Genomic DNA, 26408 nt, shown 5'->3' with positions numbered 1-26408 from the left:
GTCACTCGCCTTCCACGCGGAGCACCGAGACGACCCGCTCGACGACAGAGCTGGCGGCGAGTGCGTCGACCGTGGCGCTGAGCGCGGCGTCCGTGGCCCGGTGCGTGCCGATGACGAGACGAGCGGTGGGCTCGTCCTCTCCTTCGACCGTCTGAACCACGGTCGCGACGGAGACCGATCCGTCGCTGAGGATGCCGGCGACGGTCGCGAGCACACCGGGGGCGTCCGAGACCTCGAGGGTGATCTGGTAGCGGGTGGTGACATGACCGATCGGCACCACCGGGAGGTTGGCCCTGGTGGACTCCCCCACGCCGACGCCGCCGGCGATATGGCGTCGAGCCGCCGACACGACGTCTCCGAGCACGGCGGATGCGGTCTGCACGCCACCGGCGCCTGCGCCGTAGAACATGAGCGAGCCCGCAGCCTCGGCCTCGACGAACACGGCGTTGTTGGCGCCGTGCACCGACGCGAGAGGGTGCGACGTCGGCACGAGGGCCGGGTAGACGCGCACCGAGATCGACTCGGTGCCGTTGGCCTCGATGCGCTCGCACACGGCGAGCAGCTTGATGACGAAGCCGGCTGCGCGCGCCTCATCGATCATCGACGCGGTGATGGTCGTGATGCCCTCGCGGTACACGGCGTCGAGCGGAACAGCCGTGTGGAAGGCGAGGCTCGCGAGGATCGCGGCCTTCTGCGCGGCGTCGTATCCCTCGACGTCGGCGGTCGGGTCGGCCTCGGCGTATCCGAGACGCTGCGCGTCAGCGAGCACATCGGCGAAGTCGGCGCCCTCGGTGTCCATGCGGTCGAGGATGTAGTTGGTCGTGCCGTTCACGATTCCCATGATGCGCACCACGCGGTCACCGGCGAGAGAGTCGCGCAGCGGGCGGATGATCGGGATGGCACCCGCGGCGGCGGCCTCATAGTAGACGGATGCGCCCACGCGGTCGGCCGCTTCGAAGAGCTCGGGGCCGTGAGTGGCCAGCAGCGCCTTGTTGGCGGTCACGACGTCGGCACCGGAGCCGATCGCCTGCAGGATGCTCGTGCGGGCGGGCTCGATGCCGCCGATCAGCTCGATCACGATGTCGGAGCCGAGGATCAGCGATTCGGCATCGGTCGTGAACAGCTCTTTCGGCAGATCGGTCTCGCGCGGCGCATCGAGGTTGCGCACCGCGATGCCGGCCAGCTCCAGCGTGGCACCCGCCCGGTCGGCGAGCTCATCGCCGTGGCGCAGCAGCAGGGCGGCCACCTGGGAGCCGACCGCTCCGGCGCCGAGGAGCGCCACCCGAAGTCGTCGATACTCAGTCGTCATTGCATCTCTCCTTAGGAGGGTGGTTCAGTCGTGCTTCGTCGGGGACCGCGTCGTTCGTCGCGCGGATCACCCGTGGCTCTCGGGGGCCGCGACACCGACGTCGCGAGACAGCACGTCGGCGATCGTCTCACCGCGGACGATGACCGCCGATCGGCCGTCGCTCACAGCGACGATCGGAGGGCGAGGGACATGGTTGTAGTTGCTCGCGAGCGGCGCACAGTACGCACCGGTCGAGGGGACCGCGAGCAGATCGCCGGGAGAGACGTCGGCCGGAAGGTATTCATGGTCGACGACGATGTCGCCGGACTCGCAGTGCTTGCCCACGACCCTGCTGAGCTGCGGCGAGCCGATGCCGATCCGGGAGGCGAGTCGAGCCGAGAACTGCGCGTCGTACAGCGCCGTCCTGGCGTTGTCGCTCATTCCGCCGTCGACGCTGATGTAGCGCCGGGTCGCGCCCGACTCGAGCGCGACGTCCTTGGTCGTCCCGACCTCGTAGAGCGTCACTCCGGCGGTGCCGACGATGGCCCTGCCCGGCTCGAACGACAGCGCGGGCACGGCGATGCCTCGCGCGGCGCAGCCTTCGGCGACGGCGGCGACGATCTCGCCCGCGAGGGTCTCGATCGGCGTCGGGTCGTCGACACTCGTGTAGGCGATTCCGAACCCTCCGCCGAGGTTGAGCTGCGGAACCGGTCCGCCCTCGAGGAGAGTCGCATGGAGCTCGAGCACGCGCGACGCCGACTCGCGGAAGCCCGCGACGCCGAAGATCTGCGATCCGATGTGGCAGTGAAGGCCGGCGAACTCGATTCCCGGGATCTCCCTGATGCGGGCGACGGCCTGCTCGGCCTCGGGCAGCGGGAAGCCGAACTTCTGGTCTTCGTGGGCCGTCGCGAGGAAGTCGTGCGTCTCGGCGTGCACGCCGCTGATGACCCGCACCAGCACCCGCTGCACAGCGCCGGTCCTGGCGGTGATGGCCGCGAGACGCTCGATCTCGATCGCGCTGTCGACGATGATCGTGCCGATGCCTACCTCGACCGCACGCTCGAGCTCGGCGACCGACTTGTTGTTCCCGTGGAACCCCAGCGACGACGGAGAGACGCCGGCCGCGAGTGCGACCTCGAGTTCACCACCGGTGCACACGTCGACGTTGAGCCCCTCTTCGGTCACCCAGCGCGCGATCGTCGTGGTCAGCAGCGCCTTGCCGGCGTAATACACCCGCGCAGTCGTGCCGTGGGCGGCGGCGGCCGCGTCGAAGGACGAGCGGAAGGCGCGGGCCCGAGATCGCACCTCGTCCTCGTCGATCACGAGCAGCGGCGTGCCGTACGACTCCGCGAGATCGGTGGCGGAGATCCCCGCGAGCCGCAGCGCTCCGTCGTCACCGCGGACGGCGGACGCCGGCCACACGGCGGTGGGAAGATCATTCGCGTCGTCGGGCACGACGAGCCATTCCGGGGCGAGCGAGTCGGCAGGGGAAAGCAAGGAACACCAATCGTGGGACGGGTCTCGGGCGGATGCGCGCACTGCGAGGTTGCCCCCGATTCTAGGGCACCGTGCATGCCGCATCAGTCATGGTGACGCCCGGCGTCAACCCCCTGCGGACACATCCCACCGACTCCTAAGGTGGTGGAGATGAGCACCGAATCCGCAGCACCCGATGCCCGACGCCCCGGCTTGATCGCGCGCGTCAGCGCGTCGGCGATCCGCTGGGCTCTGACACGGCGCCCGGTCCGCGCGTTCCTGCTCTACTCCGAGCGGCGGGGCCCGATGCTCGCCGACAGCGTGACATACCGCGCTCTGTTCAGCGTCTTCGCCGCCGTGCTCCTGGGGTTCTCGATCGCCGCTCTCTGGCTCGCAGGCAATCCCGACGTCTGGAACGCGATCGTCTCCGCCGTGCAGTCCGTGGTGCCCGGTCTCATCGGCGAAGACGGCGTCGTCAATCCCGACGATCTCAAGGAGCCGATCTCGCTCTCCGTCGCGGGCGCCATCTCGACGGTCGCGCTGATCGGCTCGGCGCTCGGCGCCGTCGGATCGCTGCGCACCGCGGTGCGCGTCCTCGCCGGAACCGCGCATGCCGACGTGCTGTTCATCTGGGTCATGCTCCGCAACCTGCTGCTCGCGGCCGGCGTCGCCGTGCTGTTCGTCGCCGCAGCGGCCGTCACATTCGCCGGTCGGCTCGGGATCACGTGGATCAGCGGTCTGCTCGGCATTCCCGAGGATTCGCCCGCGGCATCCTGGAGCATCCGGATCGTCTCCCTGGTCGTCGTGCTGGCACTCGACACGGTGCTCATCGCCGGGGTGTTCCGCCTGCTCTCCGGGCTGCGCCCCGCAGCCCGCTCGCTCTGGATCGGGTCCCTCATCGGCGGAGTCGGGCTGCTCGTGCTGCAGGAGCTGTCCGGCCTGTTCATCGGCGGCGCGACGAGCAACCCCCTTCTCGCCTCCTTCGCCACCCTGCTGGCGCTGCTCATCTGGCTCAACCTGTCGACCCAGGTCATCCTGATCGCGTGCGCCTACATCGTCACGTCGGAGGAGGAACGCAAGGACCGGGTGCACGCGCGGTTCGGCGCGACGACCTTCCCCCAGCGACGTGTGCAGCGCGCCGAAGCGGAGGTCGCGCTGGCGACGTCCGAGCTTCGGGAGGCGCAGAAGGCCGAGCGCGAGGCCCGTCTCGGAACCGACGAGGACTGAGCCCGTCTCAGGGGCAGGTGCCCTTCTCGAGCAGGGTCTGATCGGTCGCGATCGCACCGTCGACGTCGACGTCGATCACAGCCTCCGATCCGTCGATCTTGAGGCCCGTGAGGGTGATGCCGGCGGGAAGCTGGTCCGCGATGCAGATGCGCTGCGTCTGGGTGAGCTGCTCCCCCAGAGCACCGAGACTCGAGCCGACCTGATCCGCGTCGACCTCGAGTCCGCCGACGGTGAGGCCGACAGGAGTGAGCTCGAGATCTCCCTCGGCCACCCCCGGGGTCACCGTGAGCGATACCGGGATGGCGAGGCCGAGAACGCTCACCGAACCCGCGACCGTCGCGTTCGGCGATTCGAGCGTGACCGTGTCGATCGGCAGCTCGGTGTTCGAGAGCAGGGACGTGAACTGGGACTCGTCGATGCGGATCGTGCCGGATGCGGATGCGAGGTCACCGCCGCGCAGCGGCACGCCCGTGGCGGTGACGTCGACGGCGCCCGTGATCCCCTCCAGCGTGACCGAGTCGGTCGAGAGATGCAGGGTGTCCAGCGTTCCGCCGATCAGCTGCGGGATCAGGATGCCGTCGGCCTCGACGGCGAGCTTCTGGTCGGCCGGCAGGTCGAGCTGCTCGATCACCATGCCCCGCACGATGCCGGGCAGGACAGCGCGCGCGATGAGCTCCGCAGCGACGGCGAGAACAGCGAGAACGACCACGACGATCAGCAGCACCCAGGGCCAGCGCTTGCGCGCGCGCTTCGGCGGTGTGGCACCGGCATCCCCGCCGTCCTTCCCACCGGGGATCACGAGCGTCGGATGCTCGGAATCCGCGGACGGGTAAGGAAGGGTGTGGTTCTCGTCGCTCATGCTGCCATCCTGCCCTACGGCACGGGCGACAGCAGAGGTCACATGCGCTCGGGAGCGGACACGCCGAGCAGGTCGAGGCCGTTGCGGAAGACCTGCCCTGCGGCGTCATTGAGCCACAGACGCGTGCGGTGCACGGTCTCGATGGGGTCGTCGCCCTGCGGGATCACGCGGCAGTTGTCGTACCAGCGGTGGTACAGGCCGGCGAGCTCCTCGAGGTAGCGCGCGACGCGGTGCGGCTCGCGCACCTCGGCTGCAAACGCCACGATGCGCGGGAACTCCTGCAGAGCGCCGAGCAGAGCGCTCTCGGTCTCATGCGTGAGCGTCTCGGGCGCGAACTCCGAGCGATCCACACCGGAGTCGGCGGCATTGCGGGCCACGTTGTGCGTGCGAGCATGCGCGTACTGCACGTAGAACACCGGGTTGTCGTTCGTGCGCTTCTGCAGCAGCTCAGGATCGAGAGCGAGCGGGGAGTCAGCAGGCGAACGCTCGAGCGAGTAGCGCAGCGCATCGGTGCCGAGCCATTCGCGCAGATCGTCCATCTCGATGATGTTGCCCGCACGCTTGCTCAGCCGCGCTCCCCCGACCGAGACCAGCTGACCGATCAGCACCTCGACGTTCTTCTCGGGGTCTTCCCCGGCGGCACCGGCGATCGCCTTGAGGCGGTGGACGTAGCCGTGGTGGTCGGCTCCGAGAAGGTACAGCTTGTACTCGAAGCCGCGGTCACCCTTGTTCAGGTAGTACGCGGCGTCGGCGGCGAAGTACGTGTACTCGCCGTTGGAGCGACGGATCACGCGATCCTTGTCGTCACCGAAGTCGGTGGTGCGCACCCACACTGCACCCTCGTCGTCGAACACGTGTCCCTGCTCGCGCAGGCGGTCGACGGCGCGATCGACGAAGCTGACGCCGTCCGCGTCCTTGGCGTGCAGCGTGCGCTCCGAGAACCACACGTCGAAGTCGACGTTGAACTTCGAGAGCGACTGCTTCTGCTCCTCCAGCTGGAACCCGTAGGCGAGCTCCCGCGTGACGACCGCCTGCTCGTCACCGGAGAGCTCGAGCAGGTCCGGACGCGCCACGAGAACACGAGCGGCCAGATCGCCGATGTAGCTGCCGGCGTACCCGCCCTCGGGAGTTGGTTCGCCCTTGACGGCGGCCAGCACCGAATTCGCGAAGCGCTCCATCTGCACTCCGGCGTCGTTGATGTAATACTCCCTCGCGACCTTCGCGCCGGAGGCCGCGAGCACCCGGGCGATCGCATCGCCGAGCGCCGCCCAGCGAGTGTGGCCGATGTGCAGCGGCCCGGTCGGGTTCGCGCTCACGAACTCGATGTTGATGCTGTGACCGGCCTGCGTGTCGTTGTGCCCGTACTCTGCGCCGGCTTCGACGATGAGCTTCGCCAGCGCGCCGGCGGCAGCCGCGTCGAGGCGGATGTTGATGAAGCCCGGCCCTGCGACCTCGGCGGTCTGCACGCCATCCACCTGCGCGAGGCCATCGGCGATCTGCTGCGCCAGCTCGCGCGGGTTCGTGCCGAACGGCTTCGCCAGGCGCATCGCGATGTTCGAGGCCCAGTCGCCGTGGTCGCGGTTGCGCGGACGCTCGAAGACGATGTCCGACGCGGACAGCGAGAACGGCTCGCCAGGACGTCGTTCCTCGGCGATCGGTGCGAGGACGGCGAGGAGGGCTGTGGCGAGCGATTCAGGGTTCATAGGCCTCCCAGTTTACGGCGCGTCACGCGCCCGAATTTGCGAGGGCGGATTCGTGATCTACAGTCATGCCATGAAGGCCGCATCCGCCCGCTATCGTCTGCCCGTCGCGGGCCTCGCCGTCGCAGTGATCCTGGCGGTCGCGGCAGTCGTCCTCGGCGTGTGGCGGCCCTGGGTTCCGATGCCGTCTTCGGCACCCGTCGGTGCTGCGGCGGCAGCGGACGAATCGGTCGCGATCGCGCCGGTTCCCCTTCTTCTTCCGGAGCATCCGACCGTTCTCGTGTTCGGCGACTCCTGGACCTACGGCTCGGCCGCGACCGAGCCGACCCTCGGATACGCCTATCAGCTCGCCGACCTGATCGACGGACAGACGATCGTCGACGGAGTCCGCGGCAGCGGGTACCTCAAGCCCGGACTCGATGGCCCGGCCTTCGGTGTGCGCATCGCCGCTCTGGACCCGACACTCACTCCCGACCTGATCATCCTCCAGGGGTCGATCAACGACCGGGCGCAGGGCGAGGCCGGATACCGCGAGGCCGTCACCGCCGCGTGGGATGCGATGGCGGCGAAGTATCCGGAGGCGTCGATCGTCATTCTGGGGCCGGCGCCGCACGAACTTCCCGTGGGCGCTGAGACCGCGCGCATCGACGCCGATCTCGGTGAACTCGCCGCCGCTCGCGGATGGTGGTACATCTCCCCCGTCGCACAGAACTGGATCACCGACCAGAACTACCTGTCGGTCATCGACGTCGAGATCGGCCGCAAGCATCCGTCGACCGACGGTCACCGCTACCTCGCCGAGAAGCTGGCCGCAGCGCTCGGCGAACTGGGCGACGCGCCGGTGACCGAGGCCGGTGGGTCGGAGACCACTCCCGAGCAGTGATATTGTCGATCGGTACGCCTCCGTAGCTCAGTGGATAGAGCGCCGGTTTCCGGTACCGTAGGTCGCAGGTTCGACTCCTGTCGGGGGCACACACGGGTCACGCGCTGCATGAATGGAATTCGCACGCGGAGTCCGACATAACGAGAAAGGCCGCCTGGTTCCAGGCGGCCTTTCTCGTTGCGCTCGCGGCCCACTTACTCCGGTGGCTCTCTGCCGAGTTCACGACGGGCCAGTTCGAGCGAGCTCATCGCGGCAGCCTCGCTGGAATGCCCCTCACTGACGGCCAGGTAGTGGCCTCCCGCGCTCTTGAGGCGCCATCGGTAGTCTCCGGACGCGTCGCGGTAGACCTCGAACCGGCCCTTCGGCCCTGGCTCCACTCTGCCGAGCGCAGCGGCGACCGCCGGGTTCCTGACCTCCGCGAGGATCGTCGCGCGCAGCTGCGCCGCCGGCGCCTCAGCCACCCCCGTGAGAGACGAGAGGATGCTCACCGCGGTCGCCCGATCTTCGTCCGTGACCCACCGCTCACGCGCGAGCGCCTCGATGAGCGTGAGGCCGCTCGCCGCCTCCTTGAGATCGGAGCTGAACGCGAGCGCGTGTGCGTGCTCGAATCGGCGCGACCACTCCTGACGAGCATCCGTGGCTCGCTGGGTCCGCCTCGTCAGCATGAAGCTGACGACAGACCAGATCAGTCCGACCCCTGCCACGCCGGCCGCGATGATCGCGGCGAGGAGTGTCGCGCCGGAGTCCGTCATGCCCACACGATAGCGCGCACCGACCGAGCCGGGACAAGGATTCGGTCCGCCTGACCCCTAGTCGTAGCTGTGGTGCACATGCCACCCGTCCTCACCCCGGAAGACGTCGAACACCAGGGAGTGGCCCTCGTCATCCGTGCCCTGGAACCGCCATCCGTACAACCCTCGCTCCGACTCCGGCGCCGCTGACCAGATCGAGTCCCGGAGTCGCGTGGGCGTGTCGGAGACCTTCCATCGACGCCCGGCGAAGACCATTCGCGACGGGATGTCGTCGACCATCCATATAGTCGCAGGCAGATGAGCAGGAGCTGGTCGCATGAGTCGAGAATAGAACAAATCTTCGAATCTTGCTACCGTTGTCACTGGGCCGGAGAAGGGAGCCGGCATGGGCACGAGCAAGCGCCTGGCAGCCCACTACGACATGCGCTCTCAGCATCAGACCATCCTCACCGCAGCGCGCGCCGGCGCGCTTCAATCCCTGACAGAGCGCGAGCTGGCGCTCCGGGAACAGCCCGTCACGATCTATCCGCAGCCGTATCGTGCGGTCCGCGCGTGGGTGCGCTTCGGGCCCGAAGCGGTGCGGGTCGATGCGAAGCTCGCGCGGTCGACACCGTTGGCCGCAGGCATCGAGTTCCGGGCAGGCGACCGGACGTTCCGGTGCTGGGTGTGGGGCAATGCGGTGACCGTCGATGAGGGCTAGCGAGACCGACTTCGGAGCAGAGGCTCTCGACGCCGGAACAGAAGTTCGTCGGGAGACCTCCTGCTCGCCATCGGCCAGCTATCGAGCCACTGGACTCTGACGGACGAGCTGCACGCCACTCTGATCGACATGCTCGTCGATGCGGGCGGGCTCACGGTGCTGGGTGAGTCGCACGACCGGCTCGGCCGAGACGTGGTCGGGCTCCGGGTGAGCGATGAGGGGACGTCCTACCAGAGCACCCTCCTCATCTCCGAGGACACCGGCCGGATCACAGGCATCGAGAACGAGCTGACGAAGCCGATGGAGTTCATCCCGGCCGGCGTCGTCGGCTACACGATGTGGGACATCGAGTAGCCCCGGTACTTGACGGAATCAGGCGGCCGACGTCGCGTCGGGCTGGTCCTCACGTCGGGTCTTGGCGGTCGCTCCGAGGGAGATCGTCGACAGGAGACCGAGGGACAGGAACCCTGCCGCCGTCCACGCCGCGAAACGCGTGCCGTCGGAGAACGCGGCCTTGGCGTCGTCGGCGATGTCAGCCGTCTCGGGCTGCGCCTCCAGTCCGCTGATCGCTCCGCCCGCACTGTCGACGACCGCCGACACGATCTGATCGCGCTGCTCGGCCGGGAGTCCCCGAGCGTCGAGTGATGACGCGAGGATCCCGGCTGTGCTCGTGAACAGCACGGTGCCGAGCACTGCGACCCCGAGCGCTGCACCGAGCTGTCGTGACGTCGACTGCGTGCCCGAAGCCGCGCCGCTGTCGTCGACCGGCACATCGGCGAGCACGACGCCGGTCAGCTGAGCGGTAGCGAGGCCGACACCGAGGCCGTAGACGAAGAGGAACGGGATCAGCGGCACCCACGACGCATCGGGGGCGATGACGAAGCCGACTCCGGCGACGCCGATGATCTCGGCGATGAGGCCCGCACGGACGACCCACACCGGCGCGATCTTTCCACTGGCCGCCCCCGCGGCACCGCTCGCGACGAAGGATCCGAGGGCGAGCGCGAGCAGCAGGAGTCCGGTCTGCAGCGCATCGAAGCCGAGGACGAACTGCAACCACAGGGGCAGAGCGAGGATGATGCCGAACTCTCCCAGCGACACGACTGTCGCCGCGATGTTGCCGTTGCGGAACGAGGGGATGGAGAACAGACGCAGAGCAAGCAGCGTGGACCTGCCCTGCCGCTCGCGATGCACACCCCATGCGATGAACGCGACGAGTGCCACGATCGCCAGCGCGAAGGCGAAGGGGATCGGAGAGACATCGAGCGGCCAGGCCCAGTCGCCGATCTGCGGACGTTGATCGACGAGCCACCAGCCGTACGTGCGCCCCTCGATGAGGCCGAACACGAGGCTGGCCATGGTGATGACCGAGAGGATCGCCCCGACCACATCGATCTTCGACGTCCGGTCGCTGCGCGACTCCCCCACCGTGAGCAGCACGCCGATGACGATGATGATGCCCAGCGGGATGTTGATCCCGAACGCCCACCGCCAGGAGAAGGCAGTCGTCAGCCATCCGCCGAGCAGCGGTCCCACAGCGGCCATTCCGCCGATCGTCGACCCCCACACCGCGAAGGCGATCCCCCGCTCGCGCCCGCGGAAGGTGGCATTGATGATCGACAGCGTGGTCGGCAGGATCATCGATCCGCCCACTCCCTGCGCAAGACGGGCGACGATCAGCATCCCGCCGTCCGGAGCGAAGGCCGCGAGCACCGAGGATGCTGCGAAGACCACGACTCCGATGATCATCATGCGCCGACGCCCGAGCCGATCCGCGAGGCTGCCGAACACGAGCAGCAGCGCGGCGAACACCAGCGTGTACGCCTCCTGCACCCACTGCACTTCGGTGGAGGTGATGCCGAGATCGTCGACGATCGCCGGAATCGCCACATTCACGATCGTCGAGTCGACGATGATCAGCGAGACGGCGATGCTGATGAAGACCAGGCCCACCCAGCGCAGGCGAATGTAGCGTTCCATGACTACTAGCTTAGCTAGCAATAAGCGCGGCGTGCGGTTTATTCCGATCTCGCGGTGCACGCGGTTACAGCATCGCGGTGAGCACTCCCCCCTCTGCCCGCAGCGCCGCGCCGTTGGTAGCCGATGAGCGAGGACTGGCGATGTAGGTCACCAGACTCGCGATCTCATCGGGCTCGATGAACCGCTCGAGCAGCGTTGTGCGGTTCTGACCGATGATGGAGGCTTTCATCACCTCGGGCGGAAGGGACTGCGCCTCTGCCACGGCTGCAACGCTCGCCGCCACCCCGTCCGAATACGTCGGCCCTCCGAGGATCGTGTTCACAGTCACGGCGGTGCCTCTGGTGCGCTTGGCCAGCCCGCTGCCGAGAGCGGCCATCGCGGCCTTCGTCGTGCCGTAGTGCACCATGTCGGCGGGGATGTTCACCCCGGACTCGCTGCTGATGAAGACGATGCGGCCCCACCCCCGCGCAAGCATGCCTCCGAGAAGGTGGCGGGACAGCCGGACTCCGCTCATGACGTTCACCTCGAAGTAGCGAGTCCAGTCGTCGTCCGTGATCGTCTCGAACTCGGCAAGGCCGAAGATTCCCACATTGTTGACGAGAATGTCGACGTCGCCCAAGGCTTCCGTCAGTCGCTCCACCTCTTCTCTCCTCGCGAAGTCCGCCGCCAGTCCCGAGACCGTCGAGCCGGGGTGCTCCGCACGCAGTCGCCGGACCGCCGCATCCACACGCTGCTCATCACGTCCGTTCACCGTCACGTCCACGCCTTCGCGGGCGAGCGCGGAGGCGATCGCGAACCCGATGCCCTGCGTCGAGCCGCTGATGAACGCCGTCTTCCCGTGCAGCTGCAGATCCATGGTGCTTCCTCTCCTCGACGCACACGCGTCTGTTTACTTGCTTGAGAAAGTTAACCGTAGATCCTGGGGCTTGCTCAGGCAAGTTCACCGATAACCATCTCCGAGGCACGATGACCTAGTCTGAGGTCATGTCAGAGCAGCCGGACGCCTCCCCCCTGACCACGGAACAGCTCGAGATCTGGGCCTCCGTCGCCACGCTCATCGAACGACTGCCGACGGCACTCGACGCGCAGCTGCAACGCGACAGCGGTCTGACGCACTTCGAGCACGGCATACTGTTCGCTCTCGACTCGGCGCCCGAACGATCGCTGCGCCTGAGTGTGCTCGCCGGGTACGCGAGCTGCACCCTCTCGCGCCTCTCGCGGGCGATCACCCGTCTCGAATCGAGAGACTGGGTGCGTCGCGTCGCGGACCCCGATGACGGGCGCTTCACGCTCGGAGTGCTGACGGCGGCGGGACACGAGAAGGTCACACGGTCGACGCCCGGCCACCACGCTCTCGTGCATCAGCTCGTCTTCGATGCGATCACCGCCGCGCAAGCTCGACAGCTCGCGACGATCAGTCGACGGATCTCGTCGGCTGTCGGGCCGGACTCCGGGTGGAGCCCCACTGCAGCAGCCGACTGAGGCCCCAGGACGGCTGCGCTCCCTCGCCCGAAGCGGGTGACGGGGTCTCCACCGCGCGCTCGGCCGGTGTCAGGATGGGCCGACGAACGGCCCGCACGACGCACCAGTATCGAGAGAATCGAGAGCGCGATGGACGACCCGGCACAGCTGCGATCCTGGAACCAGGGTGCGACGCGCGACGCGATCGAGCGCTTCGTCCTGTCGGTCACGGAAGGTGCGGACGCGGTTCCCGTCGAAGAGCGCATCGCCGTGTTCGACAACGACGGCACCCTCTGGTCGGAGAAGCCCATGCCGACGCAGCTCCACTACGTCGTCGAGCAGTGGCGTGTGGCCGCCGAGCTCGACCCGGAGCTCGCGCAGAAGCAGCCGTACCGCGCAGCCGTGAGCGGAGATCTCGCGTGGCTGGGCGCGGCCATCGACAAGCACTATTCGGGTGACGACTCGGATCTGGGCGTGATCCTCCAAGCCCTCGGCGGACTCACCGATGGCGTCAGCGTGGAGAAGTACGCCGAGTCAGTGGCGGAGTTCTTCGCGACCGCGACACATCCCGTGCTGCAGCGACGCTACGCCGACGCGGTCTATCAGCCGATGGTGGAGCTGCTCCGGTATCTCGAGCAGCACGGCTTCACCTGCTACATCGTGTCAGGCGGCGAGCGCGATTTCATGCGACCCATGACGCAGAGCAATTACGGCATACCGCCGGAACGCGTCATCGGCTCGGCGTTCGGTCTCGGCTACGACGCGGAGAAGGCGGTGGTGCGCTACGCGCCGTCTTTGGCGTTCTTCGATGACGGGCCGGAGAAGCCCGTGCGGATCTGGAGCAGGATCGGACGCCGACCGCTCTTCGCAGCCGGGAACTCCAACGGCGACATGCCGATGCTCGATTTCGCTCGCCGTGGCCCCCGTCCGGGCCTGGCCCTGCTGATCCACCATGACGACGACTCCCGCGAGGACACTCCGTACGATGCCGGTGCAGAGACGGCTCTCGCGAGCGCCGTCGACGCCGGTTACATCGTCGTGAGCGTGCGAGACGACTGGGAGACGGTGTTCCCGGGCGTTTCCGGATCACCCGCAGACGTGCCGTGAGCACCCCCCGCGCCGCCGGCACCCATGTCCTCGTGGTGCTGGCGTGCGCGACGATCGCACTGGCGGGAGCATGGCTCCTCCGCGACGTGATCGCGCCGCTCGGGGTCGCTCTGGTGGTCGTCGTGATCTGCAGCCCGGCGAGCAGCGCTCTCGTCCGGCGCGGGTGGCCACGGGGACTCGGCGTGACGGCGATCATCCTCCTCGCCTACTCTGTGCTGCTCACGATGGGCGCCTTGGTGTGGATCGCCGGAGTGCAGTTCATCGATCTCCTCGGCGACCTCTCCCCCGGCGGCGATCTCACGCATGTCGCATCGCAGCTCGACAGTTGGGCCGCTCTGGGCACCGGAGGCCCGAGCTCGGACTCCGGTGACGCCGCGCGCATCGTCGTGCCCGCTCTCGTCGCCGTCGCCCAGGGCGTGAGCAGCGCCGTCCTCGGCATCGCCGTCGCTCTCTTCCTGGTCTGCGCCTACGTGGTCGTGATGGCGGTGGATGCCGGACGCTACCAGCATGCGTCGACCGTGTTCGGCGCTCACAAGGCCGAGACGATCGCGCGCATATCGCGGCTGAACACGAACATCCGGCGCTACTACGTGGTGAACACCGTGTTCGGCGCCATCGTCGCGACGCTGGACGGCCTCGCGCTCTGGTGGCTGGGAGTGCCGGCCCCCGTCCTCTGGGCCGTCCTGGCCTTCGTGACGAACTTCATCCCCAACATCGGATTCGTCATCGGACTCGTGCCCCCGGCGATCCTGGCTCTCGCGGTGGGTGGGTGGCCGCTGCTTCTCGGCGTGGTGATCGTGTACTGCGTCGTCAACGTCGTTCTGCAGGTGTTCGTTCAGCCGGCTTTCGTCAGTGATGCCGTCGGGCTCAGCGTCACGCTGAGCTTCTTCGCCGTCGTGTTCTGGACCGTGATCATCGGACCGGTCGGTGCTCTGCTGGCTGTGCCGCTGACTCTCCTGGCGCGCACTCTGCTTCTCGAAGGCAGTGACGACACCCTCTGGCTGCGCTGGGTATCGGGAGACCGCGGCGCTCGCCCGTCACCGGCGACCAGGGAAGGGCGCGTCGTTCGTCGCATCCCCTGGGATTCACGCCGCGTCCGACGGTGGTCGCGGTGACCGACGACGTGACCGGCACCGCCCGAGACGAGCCGCAGGGTGCGCGGGAGACGCTGCAGCGCTGGGAGTCCGCTGCGACCGTTCCCCTCACGGTGCTCGGCCTCGGCTTCATCGTCGCGTACTCGGTGATCGTGCTCGTGCCGGGCCTTCCAGACTGGGTACGCCTCGTGCTCGTGGTCGAGATCGCGATCACCTGGCTCGCATTGGTCATCGACCTCATCGTGCGAGTGGCGCTCACCCCGGCCGGGAGCCGCGTCGCATTCCTGGTGCACCATCCCGTCGAAGTCCTGTCCGTTGTCGTCCCCCTGTTCCGAGCGTTCCGCGTCGTCGAGCTCGCACGCGGCCTCCCCTATTTCCATCGCCGCACCGGCGACGCGGTCCGGGCGCAGATCATCACCTTCGCCCTCGCGTACACGGTGCTCTTCGTCTACTTCATCTCGCTCGCCACCCTGCAGGTGGAGCGCGGCGCCCCTGAGGCGACGATCATCGACTTCGGCACGGCGATCTGGTGGGCGTGCGTCACCATCGCGACAGTCGGCTACGGCGACACCTACCCGGTGACGACTCTCGGACGGGTGTACGCGGTGTGTCTGATGATCGGCGGCATCGCGATCGTGGGCACCACCTCGGCGCTCGTCATCTCGTACATCGGAGACCGGGTGCGACGGATCACCCACCGCGACGAGACCCGTGAGCAGCTGTGACCGACACGACGCTCCTCGCCCTCGACGGGTGACATGCCGGCGACCGGTCTGCGTCTCGATGCCAGCATGAGCACATGAGCGACCACGCCACGCGACGCGCCCCGCGAGTCCTCCTGCCGAGCATGGCGGGGTACCGTCGCGAATGGCTGATGCGCGATGTCGTCGCCGGCCTCGCAGCCGGTGCCGTCGTGGTGCCGCAGGCGATGGCATACGCCACCATCGCGAACCTGCCCGTGCAGGTAGGGCTCTACACGTGCATCATCCCGATGCTGGTGTATGCGCTGCTCGGCGGGTCCCGCGCGATGAGCGTGTCGACGACGTCGACCATCGCCACTCTCACGGCCACGACGCTGGTGACGGCATCCGTCGCGTCGAGCGTCGAGGACCCGGCCGGAAGCCTGATGACCCTGGCGATGCTGGTCGGTCTGCTGCTCATCGGTGCGCGCCTGCTGCGGTGGGGATCGCTGGTCGAGAACATCAGTGCGGCGACGATCCTGGGGGTCAAGATCGGTGTCGGCGGCACAGTCGCCGTGGGGCAGCTCCCGAAGCTCCTGGGCGAGACATCGGAAGTCTCGGGAGAGGGGTTCTTCCGAACCATCGAGGCCGCGATCGCGGCCGCTGCGAGCATCAACCTGCCCACGGTCGCGCTCTCGGTCGGGAGCCTGATCGTCCTCCTCGTGCTGAAGCGGTTCGCCCCTCGGATCCCCGGAACCCTCGTCGTCGTGGTCGGCGGAATCGTCCTCGTCGCACTCGCGAACCTCGACGAGAGAGGTGTGGCGCTCATCGATCCCGTGCCCTCGGGACTCCCGACCCCCGGCATTCCCGACCTCACGCAGATCGGAGCGTTGCTTCCCGGCGCCCTCGCGATCGCGGTGATGGTCTTCCTCGAGACCGCGGCAGTCGCGCGCAGCATGCGTCGCATGACCGAGCCCGCCATCGACGCCGACCAGGAGCTCGTCGCCGTGGGAGCCGCCAACCTCGCCGGCACCTTCTTCACTGTGCTCCCCGCCGCCGGCGGGTTCTCGCAGAGCGCGGTCAATCGGGACGCCGGCGCCAGGACCCAGCTCGCGACGCTCGTCACCGTCGCGCTCGCGATCGTGGTCGCCCTCTTCCTCGGCCCGGTGGTCTCGCTGCTTCCCCAGGCGACTCTCGCGGCGATGGTCTTCCTCGCCGTGGCCGGGCTCATCGACATCCCCCTGCTGGTCCGGTGGGCGCGGATCAGTCCGACGGACTTCTGGATCGCGCTCATCGTCGCCGTGCTCGGCCTGACCGTCGGGCTGCTGGCCGCAGTGGCCGCCGGAGTGGCGTTGACGCTGATCCTGGTACTGCGAGAGCTCAACATCCCGCGGCTCGAGATCATCGGAGAGCGCGACGGACGCCTCGCGATCCACACTGTCCGCGGGCTCTACACGGCCAACGCTCTCGCATGCGAGAGGGCGATCATCGACATCGTCGCCCAACGGCCCGAACCGGTGCGCATCGTGATCTTCGACGCCCTGCGGCTCGACATCGTCACGATCACGGTCCTCGACATGCTGGAGGACCTCGACCGTGAGCTGACCGCGATGGACAGCACGCTGCACATCGCCGCGCTGCCGGAACGTGCCACGGCGATCGCGGTGAAGACGGAGTGGTATCAGCGCATGATCGCCGAGGGCCGGGTGCACGCGAACGTCGACGAGGCGTTCACCGCGACCGACTAGAGGCCGGGCCTGCGGTCTACTCCCGGGAGAGCATCGCGGCGGCCTCCAGTTCGAGATCGAGGTACTGCTCGCCGCTGACGTCGACACCGACCCCGAGCAGCTTGCCCCCGGTGAACGGGAACGGCACCCCGTACTGGCTGCTCACCGGATCCGCGCTGTCCCATCCGATGCAGAGCCCGTCTCCGCACAGCGTGAACTTGCCGATCTGGGCACGCATGGGTCCAGAGGCGACCGCCTGGTCGTCGACGTAGAGCGTGGCTGTGCCGAGCGACTCTCCGTGCTCCCCCGCCCCCTCCCGCACGAACTCCACGCCGAGGGTGTGCGGACCGGGAGTCAGCTCCTCGGAGGTGAAGGTCTGCTCCGGCGGGATGCCGAGGAAGTTGTACACGTAGGTGAGGCGGTTGTCCTTGATGAACAGCGAGTGCCCGCCGAACCTCGATCCGTGGGCGAACAGCACCCCCTGTGCGCCCTCGTCGAGCACGACGTCGGCGATGATCTTGTACGAGCGCCCTCGCACGTTGACCGCGACGCTCTCGGGCACCGCTGCGGTGTCGGGGTAGTAGACGTACCGCTCCCGGGGCTTCTCGGCCTGGGGCCGATCGATGGTGAGCTGCTCTCTCGCGGAGCGGTCGTCCAGAGGAAGGACGAAGTTGGCATCGGCCTCCTCGAACCACGCGGCGATGAGCTCCTTCAGCTTCTCGGGCTCGCTGGCCGCGAGGTCGTTCGACTCCGAACGGTCGACCTCGACGTTGTAGAGCTCCCATACGTCGTCCTCGAAGTGTCCTTTGCCGGTCAGCGGCGCGTGCACGGCAGCCGCCTTCCAGCCGTCTTTCCAGATCCCTCTCGTGCCGAGCATCGAGTAGTACTGCGTCTTCTTCTCGGTCGCCGCATCCGGCGCCGCGTCGAAGCTGTACTTCATCGAGACCCCGTCGAGCGGATGCTGCTCCACGCCACGGAAGACCTCAGGCATGTCGATGCCGACCACGTCGAGCACCGTGGCGACCACGTCGACCGAGTGGTGGTACTGGTGACGCAGCTCTCCCTGCGCGCGGATGCCCTTCGGCCAGTGGATGACCATCGGGTCGCACGTGCCGCCGGCGAACTGCGAGTAGCGCTTGAACATCTGGAACGGTGTCGAGAACGCCACCGCCCAACCCGTCGGATAGTGGTTGTAGGTGTCAGCAGACCCCAGGCGATCGAGCATCGCCAGGTTCTCGGCGAGGTCGTCCGGGTATCCGTTGAAGAACTTGTTCTCATTGACGGAGCCGTTGGGGCTGCCCTCGCCCGACGCACCGTTGTCGGCGCAGTAGAAGACCAGCGTGTTGTCCAGCTGGCCGCTCTCCTCGAGATAGTCGATGATGCGCCCGACCTGCGCGTCGGTGTACTCGGAGAACCCGGCGAACACCTCCGCGAATCTGGCGAACAGACGCTTCTCGTCGTCGTTCAGCTCGTCCCAGGGGCGCACCTCGTCGGCGGGGTTCGCGACGTCGTCCGGCAGCGGGTTGATCGGCGTCAGGGCAGTCCCCTCCGGGACGATGCCCTTCTCGACCATGCGGGCGAGCACCCACTCGCGATACGCGTCATAGCCGTCGTCGAACGCGCCCTTGTACTTGTCGATGTACTCCTGCGGCGCGTGGTGGGGCGCGTGGTTGGCACCCGGGCAGAACCACATGTACCAGGGCTTCGACGGGTTCGAGGACTGCTGGTTGCGGATCATGCGCAGAGCCTGATCCGCGAGGTCCTTCGAGAGGTGGTATCCCTCCTCCGGCGTCGCGGGGGCGTCGATGAAGTGGTTGTCCTCGACGAGATCGGGATACCAGTTGTTCGTCTCGCCGCCGAGGAAGCCGTAGAAGCGGTCGAAGCCGAGCTGAAGGGGCCACATCGAGCGGTTGCCGCCCGGGGCGACGTCCTCCTCGGGGACGTTGTGGTTCTTGCCGACCCAGAACGTCGAGTATCCGTTCTGCTGCAGGATCTGACCGACCGTGGCGCATTCGGCAGGGAGCCGCCCCGCGAACCCCGGGAAGCCGTTCGTACCCTCCATGATCACGCCCGCACGGTTGACGTGATGGTTGCGGCCGGTGAGCATGGTCGACCGGGTCGGCGAGCACAGCGACGTGGTGTGCCACTGCGTGTACGTGAGACCCGCTTGAGCGAGGCGATCCATGGTCGGCATGTTGATGCGTCCGCCGTACGGGGACCAGGAGGCGAGGCCGGTGTCGTCGTAGAGAACCACCAGCACGTTCGGCGCGCCCTCGGGTGCCACCGGCAGCTCGTACGGCGACCAGTCGGGCACGGAGTCCCGGACGTCCAGCTCGATCCTGCCCGAGAAGTCCGCGTTGAATTCCGACATCGTCTCTCCTTCGTCGCCGTATGAGAAATGGTCCGTCCCGAGGAGGCTAGTCATGCCGCGATCCCCCCACCCTCACGCGTCACCCGTGAAGGGTGAGGGACATCGATCACCCGGCGTCGAGTCGGCGACGCGACACCTCGGCGAGCGCGTCCTGCAGCGCGTCTCCGAGTCGGGGCTGCTCGACGAAGATGTTCTCCTCGCCGACGACGGCGCGCACCCCCGTCGACGCCAGCTGCGCCTGCACCCGGGGGCCGACGCCCGCGACCATCAGAGTGGCCCCCACCGCCGCAAGCTCTTGGGCGTAAGTGCGGATCATCGTGAGGAAGGTCACTCCCAGCTCGTCCGTGCCGCGGAGGCGGATGATCACGAATGCTCCGGGGCTGCTGTGCTCGGCGTCGGGCAGCTGCTGACGGAACGAGGGCGCGGAGGCGAAGAACAGACTGCCGTAGGGGGTCAGCACGACCGTCTCCCCCGGTTCGAGGGTCGGGGGCGGATCCTGCTCGATCGGACGCCCGTTCGGCTCGTCGAACACCCACCGACGCACCCGCACGCGATTCGACTGGCGTGCGATCTGCAGCACCACGGCGAGACCGACACCGGCGAGCACCGCGTACTGCAGCGGGATGAGGAGCGTGAGCGCGAAGGTGACGAGGAACACGGCGATCTGCACGGCGCCCGTCTTGAACACCATGACGATCTGCCGCGGCTTGACCGTGCGGACTCCGACCAGGATCAGGAGGCCGGCGAGCGCGGGCATCGCGATGTATCCGATGAGCGGCCCGAACACGAGCACGCTGAGCACCATCACGACGGCGGCGATGAGATTGCCGGCCGCACTGCGGGCCCCTGCTGCCCGGGACAGCGCCGTCGCCGACATGGATCCTCCGACGGGGATGCCCTGCAGCATCCCGGTGGCGATGTTGGCGATGCCCTGCCCGCGGAAGTCGGCGGAGGCATCGGGGTAGCGACCGTCGGGGTTCGGGATGGACCCGGAGATCGCGGCTCCCTGCACGAGACCGACCAGTGCGAGCGACAGCGCGGGGACGATGAGCACGAAGATCATCGACAGGTCGGGCAAGGAGATCGAGGGAAGACTCCGACCCGCCTCTGCCACGTCGGAGATCGTCGCGACCGCGCCGTCGGGCAGCACCACGGCGAGCGCGGATCCGACGATAATCGCGATGACCATCGAGAGCGCGCCGAGCGGGGTGCGCTCGAGCAGAAGAATCAGTCCGATCGTGACGGTGCCCACGATCACGGACCACCAGCTGATCTGCAGCAGGTTCGCGGCGATGTCGACGACCCTCAGCAGACGAGCGTCGGCATCGCTGTCGAACCCCGTGAAGTTCTCGAGCTGACTGAGCACGATGTTGACGGCGACGGCGTTGACGAATCCGATCAGCACCGCCGTCGGGATGAAGCGCACGAGGCTGCCCAGCCGTGCGACGCCGAGCACCAGCATCACGATGCCTGCCATCACGGTCAGCATCGCCATCGCGCCCATGCCGTCGTCTCCGTGGACCTCGGGCACATCGGCGATGATCACCGCCATCGCGCCTGTCGCCTGCACGGACATGAAGACCGATCCGGTGGCCAGCGCGCCGGCGAACGTCCCGACGATGTAGGCGTTCAACCCCATCACGGGGTTCACCCCGGCGAGCAGACCCGACGCGAGCCCGTCGGGGACGCTCTCGACCCCCAGCACGATTCCGGCCTTCAGATCGCTGAGGATGGTGCGGCGCGAGCCGAACCGACGCCGATAGCGCAACCAGCGCTGTCGCAGCTCCTCCCCGGTCATCTGCATCGGAGCGGAGTCAGATCTTGATCGGGAACGTCAGCAGGATCACGAGCCCCACGAGGGCGATCACACCGCTGAGTGCGAGGAATGTCCTGCGCCGCCAGACCGCGCTCTGGTGCTGCGACAGTGCGGCGAAGAACAGCACCAGGGCGAACAGCACCGTCAGCAGCGAATAGTCGTCGCCGCGCTGGTTGTTGGCGAGGGCCTCGTCGAATTTCGCATCGGCTCGCGCGTTGAGCTCCTCGGCCTCCCTCGTGCCCGGGGGCACGTACTCCTCCATCACGAACGGTCCCTGCGATTCGCGGTCTTCAGCGATCCAGGCGTCGAACGCGACCGTGAACTCGGGGGTGAACCGCTGCTCGATGAACTGCACCAGCTCCTGCCTGCCGTCCGCCTCCGCCAGCACCCACTCGGTGTAGATGGTGAGGTCGTACTGACGCGCGGCCTGGGCTGTCGACTGGGCCGACGCCGCCTGCACCCGGGCACTGGATGCCTGGCTGAAGGCGATCGACATCTCGCCGCCCCACTTCGACGCCTCGAATCCGCACCAGGCCGTGACGACCGCGGTGATCGAGAGCAGGACGACCGTGACGATGTCGAGGATCCGCGTGGCTCTCGTGCGTTCGGGTGTCGAGTCGTCCGTCATGCGCCCATCTTCTGCGTTGATCCGTGTCGAATGCAGCGGCGCTCACCCGTCGAGGGTGAGCGCCGCCGGGGCCGGGCTAGCTCACGGCATCCGGAGCACGCTCCGTCAGAGTCTCCGACACCGGTTCGGCTCGCGGATCACGTGCCACTGGCGCGATGTCCGCGTCCCCCTCCGGCCGACGCAGCAGCTCGATGAGGATCGCGAGGACCAGCAGGCCCGCTCCGACTCCGATGACCACCCCGAACGACACCGGTCGCGTGACGATCAGCAGCGTCATCGCCGCGAGCGCACCGACGAGGAAGATCGGACCTCGGAAGCGGTCCACCCCTCGACCGAAGGCACCGGTCGTGAGGCCTCGCTTCTCGGCCGCACCGCGTACGGCCGAGAACCCGCTCTCGAGGAGTCCCCTGAACGCGACCGCCGTTCGACCCGAGCCTGCGAGCCACGCCCAGATCGCGATCAGCACACCGACGAGGGCGAGCGCGGCGATCGTTCCCGCAAGGAGCGACGTGAGCTGTTCGAACAGCGCCGTCGCCGCCGCGGCCGACATGATCGACGGGCTCACCGCGCGGATGAACACACCTCGCCCGATGCCCATGCCCGCCGTGAGCAGCAGGAACACGAGAGCGAAACCTGCGCTCGACCAGAAGAGCGCTCGAGGTCGATCGCGCATCAGCAGCACGCCGGCGACGAAGAGGCCGAGCACGAGCCACGGCAGCCAGAAGCCGCCGATGTCGGCGACCTGGTACACCGTGCGCACCAGTGCGAGGGCATCCGCCTGGGCGATGGGAATCGACCTGTCGATCTCGGGGATCACGTCGGCGAGGCCGATCCCGCGCTCCGACATCGCCTCTTTGACCCGGTCGATCACCACTCCGAGTTCGATCGTGACCGCACCGTCGTCGCCGAGCTGCACCGCCGTGCCCGGTGCGTTCTGGATGATCGCCGTGGCCCGCTCATGGGTGAAGCGCAGCGACTGCGTCCAGATGTCGGCGAACTGGTCTGACCGCACCACATCGCGCACCACTCCGTCGATCAGCGAGATCGCGCCGTTCGCGGCGGGGCCCTCGAGCAGCGAGATCGCCGTGTCGGCGCGCGGTGGAAGCCCGAGCGACCGGATGCCGTCGAACACCTCGCCGACGACCGCCGAGATGTCGACCTGCTCGTCTATCGCGGTGGTCACCTGATCGGCGACGAAATCCTGCACATCCGGATCGGACGCGAGCGGGGCGAATGTGGCGACGAAGCGCTCGGTGTCGACCAACTGCAGACGGGCCCAGGTTCCCATCGCGGCGACGGGCGCGAGCACCACAGCCAGCACGAGCAGGATCGCACCGACGACGCTCTTCGCTCGGAATCGTCGCTTCTTCGGCGTGCGGAGTTCGTCGTTCTCCCGTTCGAGCGCGACGACGCGCTCGCGGAGCTCATCCAGTTCACTCATCCGAGTCCCCTCCGTTCTGCGTCGCTCACCCGAAGGCGGCGATGCCCTTGCCGATGATCACCACACCCAGCACGAGAAGCAGCACCGTCATGATGACGGCGTTCTCCGCCTGCAGCCAGTCGCGCAGTCTGCCCAGCGGCGCGCGCAGGCGCTCCGACGCGAGCAGGAATCCGACGACCGGGATCAACACCGTCGACGACGCGAGGATCGTGTAGATCACCACCACGACGACCATGTCTCCGACACCGAGCCCCGCGCCACCCAGAGTCACGCCGGCACTGGCTCCGAGCAGCAGGTTCTTGGGGTTCAGCGCCGCGAGCAGCAGTCCGAGCCCGAGTGCCGCGAAGAACGTCATCCCGTCGATCTGCGCCATCCACTTCGGCATCTCGGGCTGTGCGCCCGGCTTCGGCCGACCCCGCCATTGGCGCACCGCCATGAGCAGCATCAGCACACCGAGGACGAGCTGCACCACCCCGAGAATGGGAGTGGCTCCGTCGCCGGACTGGTCCGGGAGGACCGACGAGAGGGCGGCGAACAGCACAGCCACGATCACGATCCCCCCGAGCCATCCGACGAGGAAGCCGACCCCTGTGGAGCGGGCGCGGGGAGACATCAGCATCAGGATGCCGGCGATCACCGGCAGCGGGCTGATCGCGATGCCCACCGCGAGCGGCAGCAGCTGACCGATCACCGGACCCATGACGTCTCCCTCTTCTCGCCCGCTCGGCCGCTCAGCTCAGCAGCTTCTGCTTCGCCGCGGAGAACTCCTCCTCCGACAGCACGCCGGAGTCTCGCAGCGATGCCAGCTGCTGGAGCTTGGCGATCATGTCGTCTGCGCCGCCCGCAGCCGGAGGCGCAGGGGGAGCTGCGGGAGCGGCTGCGTACTGCGCCGCCGCGTTCTGGGCTGCGGCATCTATCTGCGCCTGCTGCTGGGCGGCCTCGTACTGCTGCTGCTCGTACTGTCCCTCCGCCCGCTGCTGCTGGTGACGCATCGACGCCCCCGACACCGCCGACGCGGTTCCTGCGACGACTGCTGTTCTCGCGGCGAGTCCGATCAGTCCCGGACGGCCGAATCTCCTCAGAGGCATGTCACTCTCCTTCCTGCTCGAGGATGTCCATCATGGCGTTGACGACCGGGGCGGGGATGCGGTCGGTCCGCAGCACCTCTCCCCCGGCACGTGCGAGGTTCTCGGCGAGCGCCCTCGCGAAGGCGAGCTCGAGCACGACGATCGCGGCCGAGCTGCCGGCGGGCACGAGCTCGGCGAGCATCTCGATGTCCTCGTCGCCGGCGAGGCCTGCGGCCAGCGGGTCGAGCTCGCTGAGGCCTGGCACCTCGCCCGCTTCGAGGTCGAAGACCTCGATCTCCCCGTCGTCCGATTTCGCGAGGACGACGACATCGAGCAGTCGCACCGTCCCCGCGCCTATGAGGTCGTCCAGCGCTCCGAAGATGCTCGGATCCGGATGCCTCCCCTCGAACCCGACGAGGTAGTACTCCACGGGTCCGTAGCGGAAATCATTCATCTCGTGTTCCTCTCTCTGACGGTGCGCGCGCGCTGAGCTCTTCGATCGCCGCACGATTGGTGTCGAAGACCCTCTGATCGTCGAGGATCCCCAGCTTCTTCAGTCGGTCTTCCGCCGATGCGCGCAGACGGCTGAACGACACCGTCACGCCATGGGATCGCATCGACTCCATGAGGCTCTCGAACGATTCCGCCGCGGTGACATCCGCATCGGTGACCGCCTCCATGTCGATGACGAGGTGGCGCACGGCACCCGGCCCCGGCGCCTCGACCGCCGAGCGCACCGCCGTCGCGAACGCATCCGCGTTCGCGAAGAACAGCGGCGCAGCCATCCGCACCACGACGATCCCGGGTGCGGTCATCGCGCCCGGTTGCGCGGCGTCGAGCAGCGATGCCGTCGGCCGATCATCGTCGGCGAGCACGTCGATCGCCGGGCTCGACGCGCGCCTCGCCAGGTTGATGAGAGCGAGCACGAAGGCGATCAGGATGCCGGGGATCGAACCGACGAACAGCGTCACCAGGAAGCACACGGCGCCGATGGCGAACTCGAACCGATCGATCCGCCACAGTGCGGCGAATTCCCTGATGCCCAGCAGCGGGAGGATCGCGACCCCCACGATCGCGCCGATCGCGGGCGAGGGGATGTCCTCGAGCAGTCCGGTGCCGAACAGCAGCAGCAGCAGTGTCCCGGCGGCGAGCACGAGCGAGGGCAGCTGAGTGCGCGAGCCCGACTGGTCCATCGCCGCGGTGCGGCTGGTCGACGACCCGACGGCGAAGCTGCCCTGGGCCCCGGCGGCGATGTTCGCGACGCCGAACGCGAGCAGGTCTCGGTTCGGAGACGTGCGGTAATGCCGCTTCTCGCCGTACGAGCGGGAGACGAGCAGCCCCTCGGCCGTGGTCACGAGGGTCAGAGCCATGGCCGACGGCACGAGCAGCAGCCACGTCTGCCAGTCGAGCACGGGCCAGGTGAGGGTCGGTGCGCCCGCAGGCACCTCGCCGAGCACGGCCACGCCACGATCCGCGAGGCCGGTGCCGAGCACCACCACGGTGGCGAGCACCATCACGACGAGCGCCCAGGGCACCGCGCTCAGCATCCGCCGACCCAGCACGAGGATCGCGACCGACGCGATGGAGATCGCGAGCGACCACGGGTTCGTGGTGCCGAGACCCCCGACGAGACCCGCCAGCTTGTCGACGAACTCGCCGCCTGAATCGATCGAGACGCCCAGCATCTTGGCGATCTGCGAGACGAGGATGTCGAGGGCCAGGCCCCCGACGAATCCGACCAGGATCGGCTTCGAGAGGAAGTTCGCGAGGAATCCCAGTTTGAAGACCGCGAGCAGCACGAACATGACGCCGCAGATGATCGCCTGCGCGAGTGCCATGGTGATGTAGTCGTCTGAGCCGGCCGCGGCGAGGCCTCCGATCGAGGAGGCGACCAGCGCCGCCGCCGCCGCGTCCGGCGAGGCGACGAGCTGTCTCGACGAGACGACCAGCACGTAGACGATCGTCGGCACGACGAGTGCGTAGAGCCCTGCGGTCGGGGGAAGACCTGCGATCTGCGCATACCCGATGTTCAGGGGGATCGCGATCGCGAGGAGCGTGACGCCGGCGAGCAGTTCACGCACGAGGTTGTGACGGGTGACGCCGGCCAGCGGTCTCTGCACCTCGTCACCTCCGCGCTCGCGCCCTCGATGC

The 26408-nt window shown here is 68.0% G+C and carries 25 protein-coding genes and 1 tRNA gene; 10 read left to right on the top strand and 16 right to left on the bottom strand.

Translation table 11 applies throughout. From position 1 onward, the window contains the following. Position 1: 1 nt before the first annotated feature. The gene (locus ACIPV5_RS09200) at positions 2-1309 is read right to left on the bottom strand and encodes a homoserine dehydrogenase (RefSeq protein WP_053095745.1); all 1308 of its coding nucleotides are present in this window, start codon (positions 1307-1309) and stop codon (positions 2-4) included. 66 nt (positions 1310-1375) lie between these two features. Next, a complete protein-coding gene (lysA, locus tag ACIPV5_RS09195) occupies positions 1376-2785 on the bottom strand; it encodes a diaminopimelate decarboxylase (RefSeq protein WP_400340848.1) in 1410 nt (469 codons plus the stop codon). Between the two features lie 150 nt (positions 2786-2935). Between lysA and ACIPV5_RS09190 the strand changes: the two genes are divergently transcribed. Continuing rightward, positions 2936-3991 (top strand): YihY/virulence factor BrkB family protein, encoded by a 1056-nt coding sequence (locus tag ACIPV5_RS09190; RefSeq protein WP_187249487.1) that lies wholly within the window; start codon positions 2936-2938, stop codon positions 3989-3991. 7 nt (positions 3992-3998) lie between these two features. On the opposite strand, the gene ACIPV5_RS09185 is transcribed toward ACIPV5_RS09190, so the two are convergent. Continuing rightward, positions 3999-4850 (bottom strand): DUF2993 domain-containing protein, encoded by an 852-nt coding sequence (locus tag ACIPV5_RS09185; protein ID WP_400340847.1) that lies wholly within the window; start codon positions 4848-4850, stop codon positions 3999-4001. Positions 4851-4888: 38 nt separating this feature from the next. Continuing rightward, a complete protein-coding gene (gene argS, locus ACIPV5_RS09180) occupies positions 4889-6553 on the bottom strand; it encodes an arginine--tRNA ligase (protein ID WP_400340845.1) in 1665 nt (554 codons plus the stop codon). Positions 6554-6623: 70 nt separating this feature from the next. On the opposite strand from argS, the gene ACIPV5_RS09175 reads away from it, so the two are divergent. Then, positions 6624-7433, top strand: a complete 810-nt coding sequence (locus ACIPV5_RS09175) for an SGNH/GDSL hydrolase family protein (protein ID WP_400340843.1) — start codon at positions 6624-6626, stop codon at positions 7431-7433. Between the two features lie 16 nt (positions 7434-7449). Continuing rightward, positions 7450-7522 (top strand) — tRNA-Arg (locus ACIPV5_RS09170). 105 nt (positions 7523-7627) lie between these two features. On the opposite strand, the gene ACIPV5_RS09165 is transcribed toward ACIPV5_RS09170, so the two are convergent. Continuing rightward, entirely contained in the window at positions 7628-8185 is a 558-nt protein-coding gene (locus tag ACIPV5_RS09165) for a YegP family protein (RefSeq protein WP_400340841.1), read from the bottom strand. Positions 8186-8242: 57 nt separating this feature from the next. Continuing rightward, entirely contained in the window at positions 8243-8464 is a 222-nt protein-coding gene (locus tag ACIPV5_RS09160) for a hypothetical protein (RefSeq protein WP_230100619.1), read from the bottom strand. A 106-nt stretch (positions 8465-8570) separates the two neighbouring features. On the opposite strand from ACIPV5_RS09160, the gene ACIPV5_RS09155 reads away from it, so the two are divergent. Continuing rightward, positions 8571-8885: a hypothetical protein gene (locus tag ACIPV5_RS09155; protein ID WP_072591100.1), complete on the top strand. Its 315-nt coding sequence runs from the start codon at positions 8571-8573 to the stop codon at positions 8883-8885. A 129-nt stretch (positions 8886-9014) separates the two neighbouring features. After that, complete coding sequence (locus tag ACIPV5_RS09150; RefSeq protein ID WP_400340840.1) at positions 9015-9239, top strand: hypothetical protein; 225 nt, start codon at positions 9015-9017, stop codon at positions 9237-9239. 18 nt (positions 9240-9257) lie between these two features. On the opposite strand, the gene ACIPV5_RS09145 is transcribed toward ACIPV5_RS09150, so the two are convergent. Next, the gene (locus tag ACIPV5_RS09145) at positions 9258-10865 is read right to left on the bottom strand and encodes a DHA2 family efflux MFS transporter permease subunit (protein WP_400340838.1); all 1608 of its coding nucleotides are present in this window, start codon (positions 10863-10865) and stop codon (positions 9258-9260) included. 64 nt (positions 10866-10929) lie between these two features. After that, on the bottom strand, positions 10930-11721 hold the full coding sequence (locus ACIPV5_RS09140; protein ID WP_400340836.1) for an SDR family NAD(P)-dependent oxidoreductase: 792 nt from the start codon (positions 11719-11721) through the stop codon (positions 10930-10932). Between the two features lie 128 nt (positions 11722-11849). On the opposite strand from ACIPV5_RS09140, the gene ACIPV5_RS09135 reads away from it, so the two are divergent. From ACIPV5_RS09135 to ACIPV5_RS09115, 5 genes are all read left to right on the top strand, one after another. Then, complete coding sequence (locus tag ACIPV5_RS09135) at positions 11850-12347, top strand: MarR family winged helix-turn-helix transcriptional regulator (protein WP_372984446.1); 498 nt, start codon at positions 11850-11852, stop codon at positions 12345-12347. Positions 12348-12476: 129 nt separating this feature from the next. Continuing rightward, the gene (locus ACIPV5_RS09130) at positions 12477-13433 is read left to right on the top strand and encodes an HAD family hydrolase (protein ID WP_400340834.1); all 957 of its coding nucleotides are present in this window, start codon (positions 12477-12479) and stop codon (positions 13431-13433) included. Further along, positions 13430-14548, top strand: coding sequence for an AI-2E family transporter (locus ACIPV5_RS09125; protein WP_400340833.1), 1119 nt, complete (start codon positions 13430-13432; stop codon positions 14546-14548). Before ACIPV5_RS09130 ends, ACIPV5_RS09125 begins: the two co-directional genes overlap by 4 nt. Beyond that, positions 14545-15252 (top strand): potassium channel family protein, encoded by a 708-nt coding sequence (locus ACIPV5_RS09120; RefSeq protein ID WP_198032394.1) that lies wholly within the window; start codon positions 14545-14547, stop codon positions 15250-15252. Before ACIPV5_RS09125 ends, ACIPV5_RS09120 begins: the two co-directional genes overlap by 4 nt. 74 nt (positions 15253-15326) lie before the next feature. Continuing rightward, the gene (locus tag ACIPV5_RS09115) at positions 15327-16955 is read left to right on the top strand and encodes a SulP family inorganic anion transporter (RefSeq protein ID WP_400340831.1); all 1629 of its coding nucleotides are present in this window, start codon (positions 15327-15329) and stop codon (positions 16953-16955) included. Positions 16956-16971: 16 nt separating this feature from the next. On the opposite strand, the gene ACIPV5_RS09110 is transcribed toward ACIPV5_RS09115, so the two are convergent. The 8 genes from ACIPV5_RS09110 to ACIPV5_RS09075 all read right to left on the bottom strand — a co-directional run bounded on the left by ACIPV5_RS09110 (position 16972) and on the right by ACIPV5_RS09075 (position 26377). Continuing rightward, positions 16972-19305, bottom strand: a complete 2334-nt coding sequence (locus tag ACIPV5_RS09110; protein ID WP_400340829.1) for an arylsulfatase — start codon at positions 19303-19305, stop codon at positions 16972-16974. Between the two features lie 106 nt (positions 19306-19411). Next, positions 19412-21103, bottom strand: coding sequence for a SulP family inorganic anion transporter (locus ACIPV5_RS09105; protein WP_400340827.1), 1692 nt, complete (start codon positions 21101-21103; stop codon positions 19412-19414). Between the two features lie 16 nt (positions 21104-21119). Beyond that, positions 21120-21749, bottom strand: coding sequence for a hypothetical protein (locus tag ACIPV5_RS09100; protein WP_053095729.1), 630 nt, complete (start codon positions 21747-21749; stop codon positions 21120-21122). Between the two features lie 76 nt (positions 21750-21825). Beyond that, positions 21826-23190, bottom strand: coding sequence for a hypothetical protein (locus ACIPV5_RS09095; protein ID WP_400340826.1), 1365 nt, complete (start codon positions 23188-23190; stop codon positions 21826-21828). Between the two features lie 25 nt (positions 23191-23215). Next, the gene (locus ACIPV5_RS09090; RefSeq protein WP_072591091.1) at positions 23216-23890 is read right to left on the bottom strand and encodes a GAP family protein; all 675 of its coding nucleotides are present in this window, start codon (positions 23888-23890) and stop codon (positions 23216-23218) included. Between the two features lie 31 nt (positions 23891-23921). Beyond that, positions 23922-24278, bottom strand: a complete 357-nt coding sequence (locus ACIPV5_RS09085; RefSeq protein WP_053095727.1) for an SHOCT domain-containing protein — start codon at positions 24276-24278, stop codon at positions 23922-23924. 1 nt (position 24279) lies between these two features. Continuing rightward, positions 24280-24711 (bottom strand): DUF6325 family protein, encoded by a 432-nt coding sequence (locus tag ACIPV5_RS09080; protein WP_053095726.1) that lies wholly within the window; start codon positions 24709-24711, stop codon positions 24280-24282. Further along, the gene (locus tag ACIPV5_RS09075; RefSeq protein ID WP_295101634.1) at positions 24704-26377 is read right to left on the bottom strand and encodes a SulP family inorganic anion transporter; all 1674 of its coding nucleotides are present in this window, start codon (positions 26375-26377) and stop codon (positions 24704-24706) included. Before ACIPV5_RS09075 ends, ACIPV5_RS09080 begins: the two co-directional genes overlap by 8 nt. Positions 26378-26408: the final 31 nt, after the last annotated feature.

It is taken from the genome of Microbacterium sp. NPDC090014 (assembly GCF_044748285.1).
Taxonomy (GTDB): Bacteria; Actinomycetota; Actinomycetes; order Actinomycetales; family Microbacteriaceae; genus Microbacterium.
Note: the sequence above shows the minus strand (reverse complement) of the source record. Positions and strands in the feature narration are given on the sequence as shown.

What these genes read in the sequence shown, in the direction of transcription:
- ACIPV5_RS09115 (WP_400340831.1), top strand. Translation starts at nt 15,327, where the DNA reads ATGAGCGACCACGCCACGCGACGCGCCCCGCGAGTCCTCCTGCCGAGC.
- ACIPV5_RS09135 (WP_372984446.1), top strand. Translation starts at nt 11,850, where the DNA reads ATGTCAGAGCAGCCGGACGCCTCCCCCCTGACCACGGAACAGCTCGAG.
- ACIPV5_RS09160 (WP_230100619.1), bottom strand. Translation starts at nt 8,464, where the DNA reads ATGGTCGACGACATCCCGTCGCGAATGGTCTTCGCCGGGCGTCGATGG.
- ACIPV5_RS09140 (WP_400340836.1), bottom strand. Translation starts at nt 11,721, where the DNA reads ATGGATCTGCAGCTGCACGGGAAGACGGCGTTCATCAGCGGCTCGACG.
- ACIPV5_RS09190 (WP_187249487.1), top strand. Translation starts at nt 2,936, where the DNA reads ATGAGCACCGAATCCGCAGCACCCGATGCCCGACGCCCCGGCTTGATC.
- ACIPV5_RS09200 (WP_053095745.1), bottom strand. Translation starts at nt 1,309, where the DNA reads ATGACGACTGAGTATCGACGACTTCGGGTGGCGCTCCTCGGCGCCGGA.
- ACIPV5_RS09110 (WP_400340829.1), bottom strand. Translation starts at nt 19,305, where the DNA reads ATGTCGGAATTCAACGCGGACTTCTCGGGCAGGATCGAGCTGGACGTC.
- ACIPV5_RS09155 (WP_072591100.1), top strand. Translation starts at nt 8,571, where the DNA reads ATGGGCACGAGCAAGCGCCTGGCAGCCCACTACGACATGCGCTCTCAG.
- ACIPV5_RS09175 (WP_400340843.1), top strand. Translation starts at nt 6,624, where the DNA reads ATGAAGGCCGCATCCGCCCGCTATCGTCTGCCCGTCGCGGGCCTCGCC.
- ACIPV5_RS09145 (WP_400340838.1), bottom strand. Translation starts at nt 10,865, where the DNA reads ATGGAACGCTACATTCGCCTGCGCTGGGTGGGCCTGGTCTTCATCAGC.
- ACIPV5_RS09100 (WP_053095729.1), bottom strand. Translation starts at nt 21,749, where the DNA reads ATGACGGACGACTCGACACCCGAACGCACGAGAGCCACGCGGATCCTC.
- ACIPV5_RS09165 (WP_400340841.1), bottom strand. Translation starts at nt 8,185, where the DNA reads ATGACGGACTCCGGCGCGACACTCCTCGCCGCGATCATCGCGGCCGGC.
- ACIPV5_RS09080 (WP_053095726.1), bottom strand. Translation starts at nt 24,711, where the DNA reads ATGAATGATTTCCGCTACGGACCCGTGGAGTACTACCTCGTCGGGTTC.
- ACIPV5_RS09130 (WP_400340834.1), top strand. Translation starts at nt 12,477, where the DNA reads ATGGACGACCCGGCACAGCTGCGATCCTGGAACCAGGGTGCGACGCGC.
- ACIPV5_RS09150 (WP_400340840.1), top strand. Translation starts at nt 9,015, where the DNA reads ATGCTCGTCGATGCGGGCGGGCTCACGGTGCTGGGTGAGTCGCACGAC.
- ACIPV5_RS09095 (WP_400340826.1), bottom strand. Translation starts at nt 23,190, where the DNA reads ATGAGTGAACTGGATGAGCTCCGCGAGCGCGTCGTCGCGCTCGAACGG.
- ACIPV5_RS09185 (WP_400340847.1), bottom strand. Translation starts at nt 4,850, where the DNA reads ATGAGCGACGAGAACCACACCCTTCCTTACCCGTCCGCGGATTCCGAG.
- argS (WP_400340845.1), bottom strand. Translation starts at nt 6,553, where the DNA reads ATGAACCCTGAATCGCTCGCCACAGCCCTCCTCGCCGTCCTCGCACCG.
- ACIPV5_RS09085 (WP_053095727.1), bottom strand. Translation starts at nt 24,278, where the DNA reads ATGCCTCTGAGGAGATTCGGCCGTCCGGGACTGATCGGACTCGCCGCG.
- ACIPV5_RS09090 (WP_072591091.1), bottom strand. Translation starts at nt 23,890, where the DNA reads ATGGGTCCGGTGATCGGTCAGCTGCTGCCGCTCGCGGTGGGCATCGCG.
- ACIPV5_RS09105 (WP_400340827.1), bottom strand. Translation starts at nt 21,103, where the DNA reads ATGACCGGGGAGGAGCTGCGACAGCGCTGGTTGCGCTATCGGCGTCGG.